The 18,915-nt window shown below is 62.7% G+C and carries 16 protein-coding genes; 4 read left to right on the top strand and 12 right to left on the bottom strand.

From position 1 onward, the window contains the following. Positions 1-95: 95 nt before the first annotated feature. The 3 genes from serC to gyrA all read right to left on the bottom strand — a co-directional run bounded on the left by serC (position 96) and on the right by gyrA (position 4,899). Positions 96-1,208 (bottom strand): 3-phosphoserine/phosphohydroxythreonine transaminase, encoded by a 1,113-nt coding sequence (gene serC / locus MB84_RS06125; RefSeq protein WP_046291128.1) that lies wholly within the window; start codon positions 1,206-1,208, stop codon positions 96-98. A 340-nt stretch (positions 1,209-1,548) separates the two neighbouring features. Beyond that, positions 1,549-2,136 carry a DUF2059 domain-containing protein gene (locus tag MB84_RS06120; protein ID WP_052653013.1) on the bottom strand — a complete coding sequence of 196 codons (588 nt, stop codon included), beginning with the start codon at positions 2,134-2,136 and terminating at the stop codon, positions 1,549-1,551. 141 nt (positions 2,137-2,277) lie between these two features. Beyond that, entirely contained in the window at positions 2,278-4,899 is a 2,622-nt protein-coding gene (gene gyrA, locus MB84_RS06115; protein WP_046291127.1) for a DNA gyrase subunit A, read from the bottom strand. A 411-nt stretch (positions 4,900-5,310) separates the two neighbouring features. Between gyrA and ompA the strand changes: the two genes are divergently transcribed. Further along, on the top strand, positions 5,311-5,979 hold the full coding sequence (ompA, locus tag MB84_RS06110; protein ID WP_039400094.1) for an outer membrane protein OmpA: 669 nt from the start codon (positions 5,311-5,313) through the stop codon (positions 5,977-5,979). Positions 5,980-6,091: 112 nt separating this feature from the next. Here ompA and MB84_RS06105 read toward each other — a convergent pair whose 3' ends face one another. Further along, positions 6,092-6,880, bottom strand: coding sequence for a hypothetical protein (locus tag MB84_RS06105; protein ID WP_052653011.1), 789 nt, complete (start codon positions 6,878-6,880; stop codon positions 6,092-6,094). A gap of 189 nt (positions 6,881-7,069) precedes the next feature. Between MB84_RS06105 and MB84_RS06100 the strand changes: the two genes are divergently transcribed. Together MB84_RS06100 and MB84_RS06095 are read left to right on the top strand one after the other, a co-directional pair. After that, positions 7,070-7,540 carry an EVE domain-containing protein gene (locus tag MB84_RS06100; protein ID WP_046293473.1) on the top strand — a complete coding sequence of 157 codons (471 nt, stop codon included), beginning with the start codon at positions 7,070-7,072 and terminating at the stop codon, positions 7,538-7,540. A 160-nt stretch (positions 7,541-7,700) separates the two neighbouring features. Continuing rightward, a complete protein-coding gene (locus MB84_RS06095; RefSeq protein ID WP_046291126.1) occupies positions 7,701-8,408 on the top strand; it encodes an SIMPL domain-containing protein in 708 nt (235 codons plus the stop codon). 219 nt (positions 8,409-8,627) lie between these two features. Here the strand turns inward: MB84_RS06095 and MB84_RS06090 are convergent, their stop codons facing one another. From MB84_RS06090 to dctP, 6 genes are all read right to left on the bottom strand, one after another. Next, positions 8,628-10,169 (bottom strand): malonate--CoA ligase, encoded by a 1,542-nt coding sequence (locus MB84_RS06090; protein ID WP_046291125.1) that lies wholly within the window; start codon positions 10,167-10,169, stop codon positions 8,628-8,630. Between the two features lie 86 nt (positions 10,170-10,255). After that, the gene (locus MB84_RS06085) at positions 10,256-11,068 is read right to left on the bottom strand and encodes an enoyl-CoA hydratase/isomerase family protein (RefSeq protein WP_084010006.1); all 813 of its coding nucleotides are present in this window, start codon (positions 11,066-11,068) and stop codon (positions 10,256-10,258) included. 14 nt (positions 11,069-11,082) lie between these two features. Continuing rightward, entirely contained in the window at positions 11,083-12,684 is a 1,602-nt protein-coding gene (locus tag MB84_RS06080) for a malonyl-CoA decarboxylase domain-containing protein (protein ID WP_245725492.1), read from the bottom strand. Positions 12,685-12,759: 75 nt separating this feature from the next. Beyond that, positions 12,760-14,103, bottom strand: coding sequence for a TRAP transporter large permease (locus MB84_RS06075; RefSeq protein WP_046291124.1), 1,344 nt, complete (start codon positions 14,101-14,103; stop codon positions 12,760-12,762). After that, on the bottom strand, positions 14,100-14,669 hold the full coding sequence (locus MB84_RS06070; RefSeq protein WP_046291123.1) for a TRAP transporter small permease: 570 nt from the start codon (positions 14,667-14,669) through the stop codon (positions 14,100-14,102). Before MB84_RS06070 ends, MB84_RS06075 begins: the two co-directional genes overlap by 4 nt. Next, entirely contained in the window at positions 14,666-15,712 is a 1,047-nt protein-coding gene (gene dctP / locus MB84_RS06065; protein ID WP_046291122.1) for a TRAP transporter substrate-binding protein DctP, read from the bottom strand. Before dctP ends, MB84_RS06070 begins: the two co-directional genes overlap by 4 nt. A 351-nt stretch (positions 15,713-16,063) precedes the next feature. Here dctP and MB84_RS06060 point away from each other — a divergent pair, with 351 nt between their 5' ends. Next, positions 16,064-16,735: a GntR family transcriptional regulator gene (locus MB84_RS06060; protein ID WP_046293470.1), complete on the top strand. Its 672-nt coding sequence runs from the start codon at positions 16,064-16,066 to the stop codon at positions 16,733-16,735. Between the two features lie 61 nt (positions 16,736-16,796). Here the strand turns inward: MB84_RS06060 and lgt are convergent, their stop codons facing one another. Together lgt and MB84_RS06050 are read right to left on the bottom strand one after the other, a co-directional pair. Beyond that, entirely contained in the window at positions 16,797-17,687 is an 891-nt protein-coding gene (lgt, locus tag MB84_RS06055) for a prolipoprotein diacylglyceryl transferase (protein WP_046291121.1), read from the bottom strand. A gap of 258 nt (positions 17,688-17,945) precedes the next feature. After that, on the bottom strand, positions 17,946-18,908 hold the full coding sequence (locus tag MB84_RS06050; protein ID WP_046291120.1) for a LysR family transcriptional regulator: 963 nt from the start codon (positions 18,906-18,908) through the stop codon (positions 17,946-17,948). Between the last annotated feature and the right edge of the window lie 7 nt (positions 18,909-18,915).

The following is an 18,915-nucleotide window of genomic DNA, read 5'->3' as shown; positions in this document are numbered from 1 at the left end:
ATTGTCTTCTTGCTATGTGACATGGTCAGGCAACTCCCAGCACGACGTTCTCAATCAAGTTGAGGAACACGCGTCGCACTGGCGATGTGCCCTCGTCAGCCGTGGCTGCGCTCGAATTCGCGCAGATAGTCGACCAGTGCCTCGACGCCGGCAAGCGGCATTGCGTTGTAGATCGAGGCGCGCATGCCTCCCACGGACTTGTGGCCCTTGAGTTGCAGCAGGCCGCGCTCGCGAGCGCCGGCCAGGAAAGTTTCGTTCAATGCGTCGTCGTTCAGGAAGAACGGCACGTTCATGCGCGAGCGGCAATCCGGCGCGACCGACGTGCGATAAAAGCCACTGCCGTCGAGATAGCCGTACAGCAGATCGGCCTTCGCCTTGTTCGCTGCCTCCATTGCCGCCAGACCGCCCTGCCGCTTGAGCCACTGGAACACCAGACCGGCGATATAGATCGCGTACGTCGGAGGGGTGTTGAACATCGAATCGTTCTCGGCCACGATCTTCCAGTCGAAAGCGCTCGGCGTGAACGGCAGCGCGCGGCCCAGCAGATCGTCACGAACGATGACGACCGTCAGCCCCGACGGGCCGATATTCTTCTGTGCGCCGCCGTACATCACACCAAACTTCGACACGTCCATCGGACGCGAAAGAATATGCGAGGAAACGTCGGCCACCAACGGCACGTCCGGCAAGCCGGCCGCCGCCAGATCGGGCGTCCAGAAATACTCCACGCCGTGAATGGTCTCATTCGTGCAAATGTGCACGTACGCCGGATCCTTCGACAGCTTCCATTCGTCGACTTTCGGCAAGCGCGTGAACTTCTCGGCCTCGGTACTCGCGGCAATGTTGACGTCGCAATACTTGCGCGCTTCCTTCTCAGATTTGACGGACCACGAACCGGTCACCACGTAATCGGCCGTGCGGCGCTCATTGGCACGCGCACCGCCCAGCAGATTCATCGGGATGATGGCGTTCTCGGCAAGCGCGCCGCCCTGCATGAACAGGACGCGGTAATTGTCCGGGACTGCCAGCAGTTCGCGCAGATCGGCTTGCGCCTGCGCCAGAATGCTCATGAACTCGCGACCGCGATGGCTCATCTCCATCACGCCCATACCGGAACCGTGCCATTCGAGCATCTCCTCGGCCGCCTGGGTGAGGACCTCGGCCGGCAACGCAGCCGGGCCGGCGGAAAAATTGAAAGCGCGCGTCATATTGGATTTACTGCAGTAAAAGTGAAACGCAAGCCGGCGGAACTCGACCCGTGCGGCTTGCGTTTCACATCTTGGCTGGATTCGCGCGATGCCCCGTGATATCTCGCGATATATCCGATGATTCATGTAGCGGCTGCGGCAAAGACTCACTATACCGCCAGTTAGGCATCAGGTGCGGGCACCCGCCTTAATTCAGACGCCGACCGATCGCTTCTCGGAATGATCCGATCTGACGCCAGCCCCGCTTCGGGGGGGATGAATCCCCTAAACGCAAAATGGCCGTTTGCGATCTCTCGCAAACGGCCATTATCCGGCAATCCCCGAGGGGACTCGCCGAAATTTACTTCTTGGCCGGAGCCTTCGGTGCCGACTTGGCGGCCGCAGCGATTTCGGCGTCAGCTTGCTTGCTCGTCGCGTCGATCGATTGCGGCATGTACTTCTGCATCAGACCGCCAACGACTTCCTGGCCGACCTGATCCTGCACCTTGATGTACTTCTGGCCGACGGCGCTCTTGTAGAAAGCGGTCAGACCCTTGATTTCTTCCGTCGAGTAGTTCTTGCCGTATGCAGCGTATTGAGCTTGCACAGCGTCGTTCTTGAATTGGTCGGACGTGAACACCTTGCCTGCGCCGTCGACCAGCTTCTGCACCGAATTCTGTTGCAGGGTGGGCACGATCGCTTGCTTCTGAGCATCGGACAACGTCTTGTTCTCGACCAGTTGGCGCTCGAGCACTTGCGGTGCCAATTGCTTGGCTTGCGCTTGGGCGCCTTCGCCGATAGCCGTCACGAGCTTATTCGAGTCGATGGCGTCCAGCAGTTCCTTGATCGCTGCCTTCTTGTCCGCGTCAAGCGGAGCGCTCTGCTGAGCCATTGCCATTGCCGGTGCTGCGAGCAGCAGCCACATCCACTTCTTGACGTTGTGTTGCATAGTAATAGTCACTCCAAAGTTCGTCGGCCTTCGCTGACGATAAATAGATGCATCCTCGCCTGGGCACTTCACTGCATCGGGCCAGATTCTACTGACTTTTCGGGGCAATGCACCCCTAGATTACATCGAGTTACGCCGGTATTACTCCGTGACATCCGCTTCCGGCGTCTCATCGTCGCCTTGCGCGTCGCCATTTTCAGCAACTTCCGCGTCAGACTCAACGATGCGTTGCAGACCCGAGAGCGTCGTACCTTCGTCCAGGCTGATCAGCGTCACCCCTTGCGTGGCGCGACCCATTTCGCGAATCTCGGAGACGCGCGTGCGAATCAGCACCCCGCCGGTCGTGATCAGCATGATCTCGTCATCCGGCTCGACCAGCGTTGCGGCAACCACACGGCCGTTGCGCTCGCTCGTCTGGATCGCAATCATACCCTTAGTGCCACGGCCGTGGCGGGTATATTCCGTGATCGACGTGCGCTTGCCGTAGCCGTTCAAAGTCGCCGTCAATACGGACTGCTGCTCGTTTTCGGCGACCAGCAACGCAATCACGGTCTGACCGTCTTCGAGCTGCATCCCACGCACGCCCCGCGCCTCGCGTCCCATCGGACGGACGTCGTTCTCGTCGAAGCGCACGGCCTTGCCGGCGTCGGAAAACAGCATGACGTCGTGGGCGCCGTCGGTAATCGCCGCGCCGATCAGCACGTCACCGTCGTCGAGATTCACGGCGATGATGCCCTTCTTGAGCGGACGGCTGAAGGCCGCGAGCGGCGTCTTCTTGACCGTGCCCAAGCTCGTTGCCATGAACACGAAGCGATCTTCCGTGTACTCCTTGACCGGGAGCACTACGTTGATCTTTTCGCCTTCCTGCAACGGGAACATATTGACGATCGGACGGCCACGCGAGTTCCGCGAACCCTGCGGCACTTCGTAAACCTTGATCCAGTAGACGCGGCCACGGTTCGAGAAGCACAGGATCGTGTCGTGCGTATTCGCGATGAACAGCGTGTCGATCCAGTCGTCGTCCTTCGTGGCTGCCGCCTGCTTGCCGCGACCGCCACGCTTCTGCGCACGGTACTCGGACAGAGGCATCGACTTGATGTAACCCGAATGAGACAGCGTCACGACCATGTCCTGCGGCGTAATGAGGTCTTCGGTATCGAGTTCGGTCGCGTTGTGTTCGATGGTCGAGCGGCGGGCGTCGCCGAACTCGGCGCGCACGGCCGTCAGCTCTTCGCTGATGATGGCCGTCACGCGCGGCGGGCTGGCCAGAATGTCGAGCAAGTCGGCGATTTGCGCCATCACTTCCTTGTACTCGGAAACGATCTTGTCCTGCTCCAGACCGGTCAGGCGTTGCAGACGCATCTGCAAAATTTCCTGCGCCTGCGTCTCCGACAAGCGGTACAGCCCGTCCGGCTGCACGCCCACGGCAACATCGAGCCCTTCCGGACGGTAGGCCGCCAGGCCGCCCTGCGTCTCCGTCTCGGCGCGCGCCAGCATCTCGCGCACGACCGACGAATCCCACGACTTCTCCATCAATGCCGCCTTCGCGATCGGCGGCGTCGGCGCTGCCTTGATGATCGCGATGAAGTCGTCGATGTTAGCGAGTGCTACCGCCAGACCTTCGAGCACGTGGCCACGCTCGCGGGCACGCCGCAGTTCATAGATCGTGCGGCGAGTAATCACTTCGCGGCGGTGCGCCAGGAAGTGCACCAGCATTTCGCGCAGATTGAGCAGCTTGGGCTGGCCATCGACCAGCGCTACCATGTTCATGCCGAACGTATCTTGCAATTGCGTATGCTTATACAGGTTGTTCAGGACAACCTCGGGCACTTCGCCGCGCTTGAGTTCGATCACGACGCGCATACCGCTCTTGTCCGACTCGTCGCGAATGTCGGAAATACCTTCCAGACGCTTTTCGTTGACGAGTTCGGCAATCCGCTCGAGCAGTGAGCGCTTGTTAACCTGGTACGGCAGTTCGTCGACGATGATCGCCACGCGCTGGCCGCGATCGATGTCTTCGAAGTGCGTCTTCGCGCGCATCACCACACGGCCACGGCCGGTGCGATAACCTTCGCGCACACCGGAGATGCCATAGATGATGCCGGCAGTCGGGAAATCCGGCGCCGGAATGATCTCGATCAATTCGTCGACGGTCGCTTCCGGGTTCTTCAATACATATAGGCAGCCCTCGACGACTTCGTTGAGGTTGTGCGGCGGGATGTTGGTCGCCATACCCACGGCGATGCCCGACGAACCGTTGAGCAGCAGGTTCGGGATGCGCGCGGGCAGGATCAGCGGTTCCTTTTCGCTGCCGTCGTAGTTCGGTCCGAAGTCGACGGTTTCCTTGTCGATGTCGGCAAGCAGTTCGTGGCCGATCTTGGCCATACGAACTTCGGTGTATCGCATGGCGGCGGCGTTGTCGCCGTCGACCGAACCGAAGTTACCCTGGCCGTCGACCAGCATGTAGCGCAGCGAGAACGGCTGCGCCATGCGAACGATGGTGTCGTAGACGGAGGCGTCGCCGTGCGGGTGGTACTTACCGATGACGTCACCGACGATACGCGCGGACTTCTTGTAAGCGCGGTTCCAGTCGTTGTTCAGTTCGTGCATGGCGAACAACGCGCGGCGGTGAACTGGCTTCAGGCCGTCACGCACATCCGGCAAGGCGCGGCCGACGATCACGCTCATGGCGTAATCGAGGTACGACCGCCGCATTTCTTCTTCGAGCGAAATCGGGAGAGTTTCTTTGGCGAACTGATCCATTATCCGTGTCTATCAAGCCCTAATCGCGATAGGCGGCTGCCGGCGATATGATCGTGCGATTCTAACATGCCCGTCATAGGCATCCGAAACGAGCGTGATGCGATGCACAAGAGACGTCTGGCATGCCAAAACGTCAAACACGGGAAAGAAATGAAACGGTTGGCGAGGGGCCTCAAAAGGTGTTGCGCTCAAACCACAACTGCGCCACGACGGGCGGCAAAGCTGGGGTTTTTCTCGCGAGCGCCCGAATCGCTATGGCAAAATGCCGTGGCATAAGTTAGACATTATTCGAAGTGCATGGGCCATGCTTTCGCGCATTTGCCGATGTTATACTTCGAGCGATGTAAGACTTTGGTTCTGTCGTCTAGGCTCGCAGTAAACCTGCGGTAATCTCATTTCGAGAGGAGAAATATGAATAAATTCGCTAAGCTCGCGATCGTTGCAGCTACCGCAGTGATGGCTGCTTCGGCTATGGCCCAAAATTACGTCCAGACCGCTCCGGGCCCGATCGCGGCCTCGAAGCAAGCCGTCAACGACAACTGGGTGAACGGCAGCGGCGAGTGGGTTTGGAAGAACGGCTCGGACGAACTGTGCTGGCGCGATGCGTATTGGACCCCGGCTACGGCCAACGCCAAGTGCGACGGTTCGATCATCGCTCAAGTCGCAGCTCCGGCACCGACCCCGGTCGCTCCGGTCGCTCCGGTTTCGCAAAAGGTCACGTACCAGGCTGACGCACTGTTCGACTTCGACAAGGCTGTCCTGAAGCCGGCCGGCAAGCAGAAGCTGGACGACCTGGCTGGCAAGGTTCAGGCGCTGAATCTGGAAGTCGTGGTTGCTACGGGCTACACGGACCGCATCGGTTCGGACAAGTACAACGACCGTCTGTCGCTGCGCCGTGCTCAAGCTGTGAAGGCTTACCTGGTCAGCAAGGGCGTCGAAGCCAACCGCGTGTACACGGAAGGCAAGGGCAAGCGTAACCCGGTTACGACGGATTGCAAGGGCCCGGTTAACGCCAAGCTCAAGGCTTGCCTCGCACCGGATCGTCGCGTGGAAGTCGAAGTCGTCGGCACGAGCAAGTAATACGCTCTACCGGCAACGAAAAAACCCCGCCTCGGCGGGGTTTTTTTCGTCTGTCGCAAAGGATCGGACGGCCGGATCGAAGGATGCGCTGCGCGCCGGCGTGCCTCCGAGCTCAGGCCTCGCTTCCCAACTGCGGGTATTGGCGCCTGACCATGAACGCCATCAACGCCTTGACCGGACGGTCGCGCCACCACGATCCGGTCTCCAACGGCTTGAACATCATGCGCGTGGCGGCCTCCACCGGCATGTACTGCTTCATGACCTCCCCCGACATTTCCAGGAAGGCATCCCACGTCATCGTCTCGAACGGCGGCGGCGTGCGCCAGAAGCGGTTGAGCGGCTCGAAGGCAAACGCGATGTCTTCGTCGCGCACGAGTTCGCTACGCGCCACCATCGTGCGCAACCGGCTGATGACCCCGTGCTGCTCCACCGCGTTATAGCGGTCGAAGGTCTTGCGGAAATAGCGGTAGTGGCCAACTTCCTCGCTGCTCAGCTTATGCATCATTTGCTTGAGTTCCTCGACCGGCATATACGATTCGAGGCAGCGGTAGATCATGGCCGTCTGCGTCTCGGTGACGCATCGCGACAACGCCTCGAGCGCCAGCGACGGGCGCATGTATTGCACGTCGCAGCGTGGCTTGTAGCGCGCGAGAAACGCCTCATAGGCCTGGGACCAGTCGAACTCCGGCCACACACGGGCGATATAGTCTTTGGCAAGTCGCCCGTGCTCGACTTCCTCGGGCAGCCAGGTATCTTGCAGCCACGTGCGCATCTCGTCGTCGTCGCCATACATCTGGTTGAGCGTGGAGACAAACTCGGGGACACTGGTCTCGATGAACGACACCGTGGCAAGGGAATAGAAGATGAACGCGTTGCTACGAACAGACGGCTCTGCTGCCATGACTCACGCTCCTATCGGCATAGGCGGTTGAACATGTACATGAAACGTCACGCAAAGGTCACAAAAGCATAGTATAGGAATTGGCCCAATATCGCAGTGCGGCAAACATTCGGTGACAGATGCATCGTCTTCGTGCGCGATGTGCTCACAATGCCCACCGTACCGCACCACACCGAACACCGACACCTCATGACCCAACGCTACTGGTTGATGAAGTCCGAACCCGAAGAGGCGAGTATCGACGACCTCGCCAACGCCCGGCAGCAGACCCTTCCATGGACCGGCGTTCGCAACTATCAGGCGCGCAACTTCATGCGCGACGACATGCAAGTGGGCGACGGCGTGCTCTTCTACCATTCGAGCTGCGCAGTACCCGGCATTGCCGGGCTCGCCACGGTCGCATCGAAAGCGTATCCCGATCCCACGCAATTCGACCCAAAGAGCCCCTACTTCGATCCCAAATCACGGCCCGACGCGCCGCGCTGGCTGCTTGTGGACGTCAAGCTCAATCGCAAGACGCGGCTCGTGCCGTTGACGGAAATGCGCGAGACGCCCGAACTCGACGGCATGCTCGTGCTAGCGCGTGGCAACCGTCTGTCGATCACCCCGGTATCGCCCGAGCATTGGAAATTCATTAGCAAGCACTTACTTAGAGCGTGATTTGGGAAAAGGATCCCAAGGGAACCAAAATTGTTGCGATAGCGTCTGTATAACGTTGCCGCCACACGCATAGTGCGTACCCACTCGCTAGCGATATGGCATCAACCGGTCAAACGTTCGCCGCCAAGATGCGAACTTATATTTAAAAAAGGACAACACTATGCGCAAGTCTCTCGCTGCCGCTCTTCTGATTGCGACTGCCGCCAACGCCGCGTATGCCCAGTCGGGTGACGAATCGACGCGTCAGGTTTCCGGCGTGCTGGGTCTGGAAGCGAACGCCACGAAGGAAGTCGAACAGGACACCGTGCACATCACCATGTCCGCGCAGGAGCAAGGTCCTGACGCGGCCACCGTGTCGCGCAACCTCACGCAAAAGGCGAACAAGGCGATGTCCGTCGCCAAGAGCCAGAGCGCTGTCGACGTGCACACCGGTAACGTCTCGCTGTATCCGACGACCAACCGCGACGGCAAAATCACGGCCTGGCGCGGTCGCACGGAACTGCAAATGACGTCGAAGGATTTCGGCGCGGCGTCGCGTCTCGCGAGCCAGATCTCGGACCAGATGCAAATGGACGGCGTGTCGTTCTCGCTCTCGCGTGAAGCGCAGGAGAAGACGCAGGCCGAGCTGACGAATCAGGCGATTCAGGCGTTTCGCAATCAGGCGCAGAACAACGTGAAGGCGTTCGGTTACAGCGGCTACACGATCCGTCAGGTGCAGGTCGGTTCGAACGCGCCGACGATGCCGCGCCCGTACGCGATGAAGGCGATGGCCATGAGCGCCAGCGCCGACGCGGCGCCGCCGATGCAACTCGAAGGCGGCAAGACGCAAGTCACCGTCACGGTCTCAGGCACGGTGCAGATGAAGTGAGCGCGCCGTCCCGCAGATCTGCGGGGCGCGCAAAAAGCAATGCCGCCTCCGAAGTCCGGAGGCGGCATTTTTTTCGACTGACGTGACCGTCACCGACCGCAAGCCATGACAACGGCGCGTCACATTGCCGCACCACGTGACACCCGCCGCACGAGAAACGCCTCTTGCGTGCGATCCCGTCGGAACTGGCGCCTCACGTGACAACGTATCGCAAACGTCTCACTTGAACCTGTCGCGCAGCAGATTCTTCTGTACCTTGCCCATCGTGTTGCGCGGCAATTCCGCGACGACGTGCACACGCTTAGGCACCTTGAAGTTGGCAATGCGCTGCTTGAGTGCATCGATCACAGCGCGCTCGTCGGGTGCCTGCGCCCCGGCGCGCGGCACAATGACCGCGACCACCGCTTCGCCAAAATCGGGGTGCGGCACGCCGATCACGGCGGACTCGGCCACCCCGTCCATCTCGTCGATGAAGCCCTCGATTTCCTTCGGGTAGACGTTGTATCCGCCGGAGATGATGAGATCCTTCGAGCGGCCGACGATGTGCACATAGCCGTCCTCATCGAACCTACCCACGTCCCCGGTCTTGAAGTAGCCGTCACCGGTAAATTCCTCGGCCGTCTTCTCCGGCATGCGCCAGTAGCCTGCAAAGACGTTCGGCCCTTTCACCTGAATATGCCCGATGTCGCCTTGCGCACTCGGCTGGCCGTCGTCGCCCACCACACGCACGGTCACGTCCGGCAGCGGCACACCGACGGTGCCTGCACGACGCACCTTCGCCGCGTCGCCATGATACGGATTCGAGACGAGCATCACCGTCTCCGACATGCCGTAGCGCTCCAGAATCGTGTGCCCCGTGCGCTCGCTGAATGCGTCGAACGTCTCGCGCAGCAGCGGTGCCGAGCCCGAGATGAACAGACGCATATGGCGACATACGTCCCGATTCAGACCCGGCTCGGCGAGCAGTCGCACGTAATACGTCGGCACGCCCATGAACACGGTGGCCCTAGGCAGTTGATGCAGCACTTCGCGCGCATCGAACTTCGACATCCAGATCATCTTGCTGCCGGAGTAGAGTGCCGCATGACTGGCGACGAACAAGCCGTGCACGTGGAAGATCGGCAACGCGTGCAGCAGCACGTCGCCGCCCCCGTCCGACTGCGGTTCGCGCCAGCCCCAGAACGCATGCAGCACCCGCGTGTTGCTCGCAAGATTGCCGTGCGACAGCATCGCGCCCTTGCTGCGCCCCGTGGTTCCCGAGGTATAGAGGATGGCCGCGAGGTCGTCGGGTGCGCGCGGCACCGTCTCGAACGTGTCGCCGAACCACGCCGCGCGCTCAAGCAGCGAGCCGGTCCGGTCGTCGCCCAGCGTGAAGACGTGTTTCGCACCGTTCGTGAAGGCGATCTTCGAGACCCAGCCAAAGTTCGACGGACTACACACCACCACATCCGGCTCGGCATTCTCGACGAAATAGGCGATCTCGCCCTCGCGATACGCCGTGTTGAGCGGCAGATAGACGTACCCGGCACGCAGCGTGGCGAGATACAGCAACAGCGCTTCGGGCGACTTCTCGACCTGCACGGCAACGCGCGCGCCGGGCGTCAGATCCAGACTCGCAAGCAGGTTCGCGATGCGCGCGCTGGCGTGCTCGAGATCGCCCCAACTGTAGTAAAGCCCTTCGGGGGTCTCGATGGCGCACGCCGATTTGTCAGCAGGGAAGCGTTCGGCAAAGAGTCGATAGAGGTTGGCGTCTTGCGTCATAAACAGAACCGGAAATCAATCAGAACGAAAAATGCGTCGATAAACATGGCAAAGAGAAGGCGAAGCGCATCAGGCACACAAGGCGCTCAACGCCCTCGGAAATCGGGCGGCCGCTTCTCGAGAAATGCGGCCACGCCTTCGCGGTGATCGTGCGAGTCCCAGTAGGAGAAGGCGCGCTGCCACTCCGCCTCGGACAGCGGCGGCACGCTCGGTGCAAGACGCGCGATCAGCCACTTGTTCAATTGCGCGGCGAGCGGCGCGCCGGCCGCGATGCGCCGCGCGCAAGTGTAGCCTGCCTCCTCGAGCGCCTCGTCGTCGACCACGCGAGTCAGCAGGCCTTTCTCGCGCGCCTCGCTCGCGCCGAACACCCGCCCTTCGAGCAGGATTTCGAGCGTCGCCGCGCGACCGGCCAGCGCCAGTACGCCGCGCAACTCGCCCGGCGCCATCGGAAACCCGAGTTTGTTGATGGGCACGCCGAATCGCGCCCCCTGCCCTGCAATGCGCAAATCGCAGTGCGTGGCGATCTCCATGCCACCGCCCACACAAACGCCTTCGATCAACGCGACGCTCGGGTGACGGCAGCGCGCCAGCGCATCGAGCGTCGGTCCGATGATCTCGCCGTGATAGCGACGCAACGTGTCATAGCTGCCGCGCTCGACCGGAAACTCCTCGATATCCGCCCCGGCGGCAAAGTTGCCCTGCGCGCCGCGAACGACGATGGCGCGTACGCGCGAGTCCTCGTCGAGCGCCTGCACATGTGCGCGCAGCGCGCGCCACATCGCCACCGAGATGGCGTTGAGTTTGGTGGGATTGGAGAGCGTGAGCGTCACCAACCCTTCGTCGAGCAGACTGTCGTCGCGCAGCACTTCTCCCGCTACTTCGCTCACACGTGCCTCCATGAAGTTGTTCGTCGTCACAGAAGACGCGACACCGCGCGCCCCAGCGCAGGCTCGCCGTCGATGAGCCGTTGCAGATTCGCGTCGAGTTCATCGGGCTCGTACAGATAATTCACCATCATCCCGCACGACTGCTTCGCGCCCTTCTTCGAGAGATCGGCATGCCAGTTGATACGCTCCACGCGCGCGCCATTGCCGAGATGGAACCGCGCGACGGGGTCTCGCGGCTGTCCGCGCACGGTCTCGCGAGCGAGGTAGTACGCCGCCAGCGCTTCGCCCAGCGCGCGCTGCAACGCCCGCCCGCTCTTGCGATCGGGAGACGCTTGCAACCACGCCATCATTTGCGCCCCGGACGCCTGCGTCGCCAGCGACGGCTCCTGCGCAAGCAACTTCGCACGCTTCGGCCCGAGGGCCTCGGCAAGCGCTTGCGCCGACAGTTGTCGCAGCCAGTCGTTGAAGCCGGGAATCGGCGAGAGCGTTGCGAAATTGCGCAACTTAGGGAAATCGAGGCGCAACTCGTCGATCACGCGCTTGAGCAGGAAGTTGCCGAAGCTCACGCCGCGCAGACCCGGCTGGGTGTTCGAGATCGAGTAGAAGATGGCCCATCGCACGCGTCGCAGGTCTTCGAGCGGCGCTTTTTCGTCGAGCAGCGAATGAACGTCGGCGGCCATCTCCGGCACGAATGCCACCTCGACGAAGATCAACGGCTCGCGCGACATACGGGGATGGAAGAACGCGTAGCAGCGGCGGTCGGAATCGAGCCGGTTGCGCAGATCGGCCCACGACGAAATCTCGTGCACGGCCTCGTAGCGCATGAGCTTTTCGAGTAGCGACGCGGGCGAATCCCACGTGATCGGATGCAGTTCCAGCAGACCGACGTCGAACCAGGTCGAGAACAGGCTGCCCAGGTCGTCTTCGAGCGCCGCCAGTCCGGGCAGCGCGGCGCGATGACGCAGCATGTCGGCGCGCCAGTTGACGAGGAACGGCAGACCGTCCGGCAGCGCGTTAAAGCGCTTGAGGAACCGCACGCGCGCGCTCCCCAGTGCCCCGGCGAGACCGGTCGCCGTGCTGGCGGCGCGACGGGCGTCCTTAGCCGCATCCTTGGCAGCGTCTTTACTTGCGTCCTTGCCTGTGTCCTTGACTGCGCCCTTGCCGTCGCCCCCAACTTCGCCATCGCTCGCGCAGATGTCGGCCACGACTGTGAGCAACGCCAGTTGCTCTTCGGCAGACGCCGCGCCATAGCGCGCCATGAACTCGCGCGCCGCTTCGTTGGCGGAAGAATCCGTCAGACGCGCCGAAAAGCACTGCGCCAACTGTCGGCGCAACGCGTTTTCCGCTCGCGCCGACAGCGGTGCGGCAACGATCTTGCCGTCGCCCTTGCCGTCCTTGCCGTCTTTCGGCGCACCACCCTGCCCGCCGGACTTGCCGCGTCCGAACCACTGCCCGAGCCGCTCCCCGAGCGTCGGCCTGGGCGACGGCACCGGTGCGCTCACGTCCGACACGCTCTCCGACGCGCCGCGACCGGGCGCGGAGGACGAAGCCAGCGAGGGCGACGAGGGCGACGAAGGCGCCGCCGCCATCGACGAAGTCAGCGCTACAGGAACGGACATTGCGGACATGATCGGCTCATCCTTCATGGTTTCCTCTCAAGGCGGGGGCTCGCTTCGGCGACCGCCATATCACGCGATATCACGTCATCCCATCAGCCAGTCCGGCAGCCACAACGACAGACCCGGCATCAGACAAATGAGCACGACAGCCACCACCATTAACACGACGAAAGGCATCACACCCCAGACGATGTCGCGCAGTGCGATATCGGGCGCGGTGTTCTTGATCACAAATATGTTGAGACCGACCGGCGGGTGAATCAACCCCAGCTCCATGACGATCGTCATGACCACCCCGAACCACACCAGATCGAAGCCCGCCGCGCGCAGCGGCGGCAGAATGATCGGCGCGGTCATCAGGATGATGCTCACCGGTGGCAGAAAGAACCCCAGCACGACCACCATCGACAGAATGGCGGCGAGCAGCACCCAGCGCGACAGATGCAGCCCTACGATCCATTGCGCGGCCGACTGGCTGATGTGCAGATAGCTCATCACGTACGAGTAGAGCAGCGACATGCCGATGATGAACATGAGCATGGTCGACTCGCGCAACGTCCCCGTGAGAATCGGCGCGAGCTGACGCGGCGTCCACATCCGGTAGATCACGGCAATGAGCGCGAGCGCCAGGAGCCCGCCCAACCCGGCTGTCTCCGAGGGCGTTGCGTACCCACCGTAGAGCGCCGCCATCACGCCGATGAGCAACGTGACGAACGGCAACACGCGCGGCAGCAGCGCAAGCTTCTCGCGCATCGTGGCAGGCGGCTCGCTCGGAAACGGCGACGGCGTGCCGTCGCGCGCCAGCGCCAACTGCGCGTTGGCGTACTCCTTTCGATAGCGCCATGCCGCGTAGCACGAGAACAGCCCCACGAGCAGCAGCGCAGGCACGATGCCCGCGAGGAACAGACGTCCGAGCGACTGCTCGGCGGCCACGGCGTAGAGGATCATCGTGATCGATGGCGGCAGCAGGATACCCAGCGTGCCGCCCGCCGCGATGATGCCCGCCGCAAACCCCGGCGAGTAACCGCGCTGACGCATCTCCGGAATCCCGGCGCTGCCGATGGCGGAACACGTCGCCGGACTCGACCCGGCCATGGCGGCAAACAACCCGCAGGCGAACACGTTGGCGATGCCGAGCCCGCCCGGAATGCGTCGCATCCACGCGTGCAGCGCCAGGTAGAGATCCTGCCCCGCGCGCGACTTGCCGATGGCCGCGCCCTTCAGGATGAACAACGGAATCGACAGCAGCGTGATGCTCGCCATCTCCTCGTAGACGTTTTGCGTCACCGTATCGAGCGACGATGCAGGCATGAAGCCGAACATGAACGCCACCGCGACAGCCCCCAGTGCGAACGCGATGGGCATCCCCGAAAACATGACGACGAGCGTTGCGCCGCCATAGAGGAATCCGATCGTGAGCTCGCTCATGCGTGCCCTCCCGTGCCGTGCTGCGTGGTGCCTCTCATCTCACACGCCCCGATAGCCACTTGCAGCAGCAACTGAACCGTGAGCAACGTCATGCCGAACGCCATCAGGCCGTAGGGAATCGCCAGCGGCGGCCCCCATGTCGAACTGCTGGTCTGGCCGTCGACGTACGCTTCCCAGAAGAGCGTCCATGACTTCCACGCGAAGAACGCGCAGAACAGGAAAGTCAGAATGTCGACGAACCAGCGTCGCACGCGATTCACGCGGGCAGAGAGCAGTGTCGTGATCGCTTCGATGCCGATGTGCCCGCGCAGATGCTGGACGTGTGCGGCCGACACGAAGGTCGCGCCGACCAGCAGGAACACGGCGGCCTCGTCCTGCCAGTCGGTCGCGAGCTTGAGCACGTGCCGCGCGAACACGCTGTAACTGAGCACCAGCGCGGCCCCCACGAGCGCGAACATGCATACGACCATGAGCAGGCGGCTCACGCCCTGCAAGAGGGCGTCGAGCCGCCGCAACGCGCGCGAACGGGCGACCGTCGGCTCCGCGCTCGCGACGGCCCCGCTCATGCAGGCACCTTCTCGGCCAGCGCGAGCAGCTTCGCGCACGTATCCGACTTGCTCGCGTAATCCTTCCACGCGGTGCGCCGGGCAATGTCGCGCCACTTCATCACGGTCGCCTCGTCGAGGTCATAGACCTTCGCACCGGCCTTCGTGTAGACGCTCGCGATCTGCGCATCGTCGGCTTTCGCCGCTTCCGTGCCGAACGCCTCCAGATCGGCCCCGACTTGCAGAATGACCTGCTGCTGATCCTTGGGCAGCTTGTCGAAGACCTGCTTCGACATGAGCAGCGGTTCCAGCATGAACCAGTACGACTTGTTGCGGCCGGTGGTCAGATGCTTCGAGACTTCTTCCAGACGAAACGACATCAGGCTGGTGGAGGACGTCATCGCCGCATCCATGGCGCCGGTCTGCATGGCCGCGTACAGCTCGTTCGACGGCAGGGAGATGACCGCAGCCCCCGCTTCCTTGAGCATCATGTCCATCTCGCGGCTGCCGCCGCGCACCTTCAGGCCCTTGGCGTCCTCAGGCGCGACAAGCGGTTTGGACCGGCTGGCCACGCCCCCTGCCTGCCAGACCCAGCTCACGATCACGATGTCCTTCGCGGCGAGCACGTCGGTCAGCACCTTGCCGATCTCGCCGTTACGCCAGGCGTTGCCCTGCGCGTACGAGGTCACAAGCCCCGGCATCAGTCCGATGTTCAGTTCCCGAACTTCGCCGCCCGCGTACGGCAGCGGATAGAGCGAGAGGTCGAGCGCCCCGCGACGCAAGGCCGAGAACTGGGCGTTGGTCTTCATGAGCGAACTGCCCGGATAGACCTGGAACTTCAGTGCGCCGTTGGTACGCTTTTCGACTTCCTGAGCGAACTTGCGGCACAAACGATCGCGAAAATCGCCTTCGGTCAGCGTGCCGCCGGGGAATTGATGGGAAATCTTGAGTGGGCCGGTTTGCGCGAAAGCGCCGCCCCAAGGGCTGGCCAGACCACCGGTGACCAGCGCCGATGCGGCACCGAGCATGAGTTGCCGCCGCAGCGGGGAAGGGGTTGTCTCCATGGCGTCTCCTGTCACTTTTGTCAGCGATGAACCTGCGAAGTCCGGTGCGTGACATCGCCCGAAGCCCGCCTCGCCAACCACCGAAGACGGACGCCGGGTGCACCGCCGGAAACGCCGGCACTGCATGTACGGATGACTGCTTTGTTTTTGAAGTTTCGAGTGCGCGAGTTGCCGCTCTCGGAATGAAATCGTATAGTTAAACCGTCATGGTGTATACAAATCGACCCGTTAAAAAATACACTTTTGGCGTTTACCCCGATCTTCAAGGGGGAATTCGCGCGTTACTTTGGCAGCCATGAACCCCATACGACCCCGTATCACGGGGTCGAAACCCGACCGAGCGAGAGCGTCATGACCGTAAAACCGAAGCGATCGGAAGCGCTACGACAGGCCATCGAGGAAAAGATTGCGGTGGGCGAATACCCGCCCGGCATGCGACTCGACGAGGTCGAACTGGCCACTGCGTTCGGTGTGTCGCGCACGCCGTTGCGTGAAGCGCTGATTCAGTTGGCGTCGTCAGGCGTGATCGAGATCCGGCCGCGCCGGGGCGCGGTCGTCGCACAAATCGACCCGCAGCGGCTGTGCGAGATGTTCGAGGTGATGGCGGAGCTGGAGTCGATGTGCGGACGGCTGGCGGCGCGCCGCATTACCGAAGACGAACTGGCCGAGCTACGGCAGACGCACGAAGCCAGCCGGGCGGCGGCCGAGGCGCGCGACATCGACACGTATTACGAAGTCAACGCGCAATTCCACGCGCTCATCTATCAGGCGAGTCACAACGCCTATCTTCAGGAGACGGCGCTGCAACTCCACCGGCGTTTGCGCGTGTACCGCCGCTTGCAACTGCGCGTGCGCGACCGGCCGCATCAGTCGTTCTCGGAACACGACGCCGTTTTTCGTGCCATCGAGGCAGGCGACGCGGACGCCGCGTCGGAGCATCTGCGCGGCCACGTCACGGTGCAAGGCGAGCGCTTTGCGGACCTGATGGCGTCGTTGCATGCGCTCTCGCGCAAGGCGGGCTGAGGGCGTTGCGCCCTCACACCCTCACACCCTCACACCCTCACACCCTCACCCGCTCACGTCGTCACGCCGCCGACGTCACCTGCGTGCGACGATACGACCACACCAACATGATCACGCCAGCGACGATCATCGGCAGCGACAGCCACTGGCCCATCGACAGACCAAACGACAGCAAGCCGAGGAAAGCGTCAGGTTCGCGCGTGAATTCGGCGAGGAAGCGGAACAGGCCATAGCCCACGAGGAACATGCCCGACACCGCGCCCACCGGACGCGCACGCCGCGCAAAGAACCACAGCAGCAGGAACAGCGCCACGCCCTCAAGCGCAAATTCGAACAACTGCGACGGGTAACGCGGCAGACCGTGGAACTGCGCGAACACCATTGCCAGCGCATGATCGGCCATGGCCTGCGGATGCGCGAACATCCATTGCGCATCTTCCGCTGCCGCTTGCGGGAACAGCATCGCGAAGCGCGAATCGGGCGACGTCACCCGGCCCCACAACTCACCGTTGATGAAGTTGCCCAGACGCCCGGCAGCCAGCCCCAGCGGGATCATCGGTGCGATGAGATCCGTGCCTTCGAGCAGCGAGTGTCCGCGACGGCGCGTGAACAGCCACATCGCCACCAACACCCCGAGGAAGCCGCCGTGGAATGACATGCCGCCTTCCCACACCTTGAAAATGTCGAGCGGATTGGCGAGATAGAACGACAGCTTGTAGAAGATCACGTAGCCCAGACGTCCGCCGAAAATCACGCCGAGCACACCGTAAAACAGCATGTCGTCGAGATCCTGCGCCTTCCAGCCTTGCGCCGCGATGGACGGCTGGCGCACGCGCAAGCGTCCCACCAGCAGGAAGAGAATGAAGCCGACCAGATACATCAGGCCGTACCAGCGGATAGCGAGCGGGCCGAGATGAATCGCGACCGGGTCGAATTGAGGATGAATCAGCATGGATCAGAAGAATCGATTCGTGAACAAAAGTTCCGCCAGGGGGCGCGGGGACTGCCTTCGCAAAACGGCTGCCGTCTCCTCCGTTTCCGTGTTAGCGCCATGCGCTGTGCCGGTCGGTGAAACCACCCACCGGCAAGCCACGGGATGGGCAGCACGATACCACGAGCACACGGCAGCGCGACATGCGAACGCGCGCGCAGGTGCTTGCGCGTGCCCGCATGCACCACTTCCGCGGTCCGACCACTCCGCAAGACCGGCTCAACTCGAGAGCGTCGCACCCGGCGGGGTATGCGCCACGCCGCGCGCCGTCTCGAGAAACCCTTCGAGTACGGGTGTAACCTCGGCTGTGCGCCACAGCAGTCCGGTCTCGATTAGCGCACTCGTCTCGCGCAGCGCCCGGTAGGTCACCCCCGTGCGTCGCAAGTGGCAAAGCGATTGCGGCACCAGCGCCACGCCCATACCCGCCGACACCAGACTGACGATCGTCTGCATCTGGATCGCCTCCTGTCCCACGCGCGGCGTGAGGCCGAGCGCGGCGTAGCATCCCATGATGATGTCGTAGAACGCCGGGGCCACGCGGCGAGGGAAGATGACGAGCGGCTCGTCGGCGAAATCCACGAGACTCACCGGCGCACCGGGTTGACCGTGACTGCCCGCCGGTGGCGCATCGTCCTCAGGGCCTATATCGCTGTGACGTCCCGCAGGCAGCGCCAGCATCAGCGGTTCGCGCACGATAGGCAGATACGACAGTTCGTTGGCGTAGCGCGCGGGCACCGGCGGAATGAAGAGACCGGCGTCGATACGCCCGTCCATCAGCGCCTCGACCTGCACGTCGCTGGTGGCTTCGAGCAATTGCAGCCGCACGCGCGGATAGCGCTCGCCGAACTCGCGCAGGAGCGGAGGCAGGATGCCGTAGTCCGCCGTCGAGACGAAGCCCAGCGAGAGCGTGCCGACCTCGCCGTGCGCCAGCCCTTGCGCGAGGGCGGGCAGCGCGTCGGCATCGGCCAGAATGCGGCGCACCTCCGGCAGCAGTTGCCGCCCCACTGCCGTCAGCTCGACGGAGCGGTTGGTGCGCACAAACAGCGGCGCACCCAGCGACGCCTCCAGCGCCCGGATCTGCTGCGAGAGCGGTGGCTGGGTCATCGAGAGCCGCTGGGCGGCACGGCCGAAATGCCGTTCTTCGGCCACAGCGACGAAGTATCGAAACTGACGCAGGTCCATGATATGT

The organism is Pandoraea oxalativorans (genome assembly GCF_000972785.3).
Lineage (GTDB): Bacteria > Pseudomonadota > Gammaproteobacteria > Burkholderiales > Burkholderiaceae > Pandoraea > Pandoraea oxalativorans.
Note: the sequence above shows the minus strand (reverse complement) of the source record. Positions and strands in the feature narration are given on the sequence as shown.

What these genes read in the sequence shown, in the direction of transcription:
- serC (WP_046291128.1), bottom strand. Translation starts at nt 1,208, where the DNA reads ATGACGCGCGCTTTCAATTTTTCCGCCGGCCCGGCTGCGTTGCCGGCC.
- MB84_RS06120 (WP_052653013.1), bottom strand. Translation starts at nt 2,136, where the DNA reads ATGCAACACAACGTCAAGAAGTGGATGTGGCTGCTGCTCGCAGCACCG.
- gyrA (WP_046291127.1), bottom strand. Translation starts at nt 4,899, where the DNA reads ATGGATCAGTTCGCCAAAGAAACTCTCCCGATTTCGCTCGAAGAAGAA.
- ompA (WP_039400094.1), top strand. Translation starts at nt 5,311, where the DNA reads ATGAATAAATTCGCTAAGCTCGCGATCGTTGCAGCTACCGCAGTGATG.
- MB84_RS06105 (WP_052653011.1), bottom strand. Translation starts at nt 6,880, where the DNA reads ATGGCAGCAGAGCCGTCTGTTCGTAGCAACGCGTTCATCTTCTATTCC.
- MB84_RS06100 (WP_046293473.1), top strand. Translation starts at nt 7,070, where the DNA reads ATGACCCAACGCTACTGGTTGATGAAGTCCGAACCCGAAGAGGCGAGT.
- MB84_RS06095 (WP_046291126.1), top strand. Translation starts at nt 7,701, where the DNA reads ATGCGCAAGTCTCTCGCTGCCGCTCTTCTGATTGCGACTGCCGCCAAC.
- MB84_RS06090 (WP_046291125.1), bottom strand. Translation starts at nt 10,169, where the DNA reads ATGACGCAAGACGCCAACCTCTATCGACTCTTTGCCGAACGCTTCCCT.
- MB84_RS06085 (WP_084010006.1), bottom strand. Translation starts at nt 11,068, where the DNA reads ATGGAGGCACGTGTGAGCGAAGTAGCGGGAGAAGTGCTGCGCGACGAC.
- MB84_RS06080 (WP_245725492.1), bottom strand. Translation starts at nt 12,684, where the DNA reads ATGTCCGCAATGTCCGTTCCTGTAGCGCTGACTTCGTCGATGGCGGCG.
- MB84_RS06075 (WP_046291124.1), bottom strand. Translation starts at nt 14,103, where the DNA reads ATGAGCGAGCTCACGATCGGATTCCTCTATGGCGGCGCAACGCTCGTC.
- MB84_RS06070 (WP_046291123.1), bottom strand. Translation starts at nt 14,669, where the DNA reads ATGAGCGGGGCCGTCGCGAGCGCGGAGCCGACGGTCGCCCGTTCGCGC.
- dctP (WP_046291122.1), bottom strand. Translation starts at nt 15,712, where the DNA reads ATGGAGACAACCCCTTCCCCGCTGCGGCGGCAACTCATGCTCGGTGCC.
- MB84_RS06060 (WP_046293470.1), top strand. Translation starts at nt 16,064, where the DNA reads ATGACCGTAAAACCGAAGCGATCGGAAGCGCTACGACAGGCCATCGAG.
- lgt (WP_046291121.1), bottom strand. Translation starts at nt 17,687, where the DNA reads ATGCTGATTCATCCTCAATTCGACCCGGTCGCGATTCATCTCGGCCCG.
- MB84_RS06050 (WP_046291120.1), bottom strand. Translation starts at nt 18,908, where the DNA reads ATGGACCTGCGTCAGTTTCGATACTTCGTCGCTGTGGCCGAAGAACGG.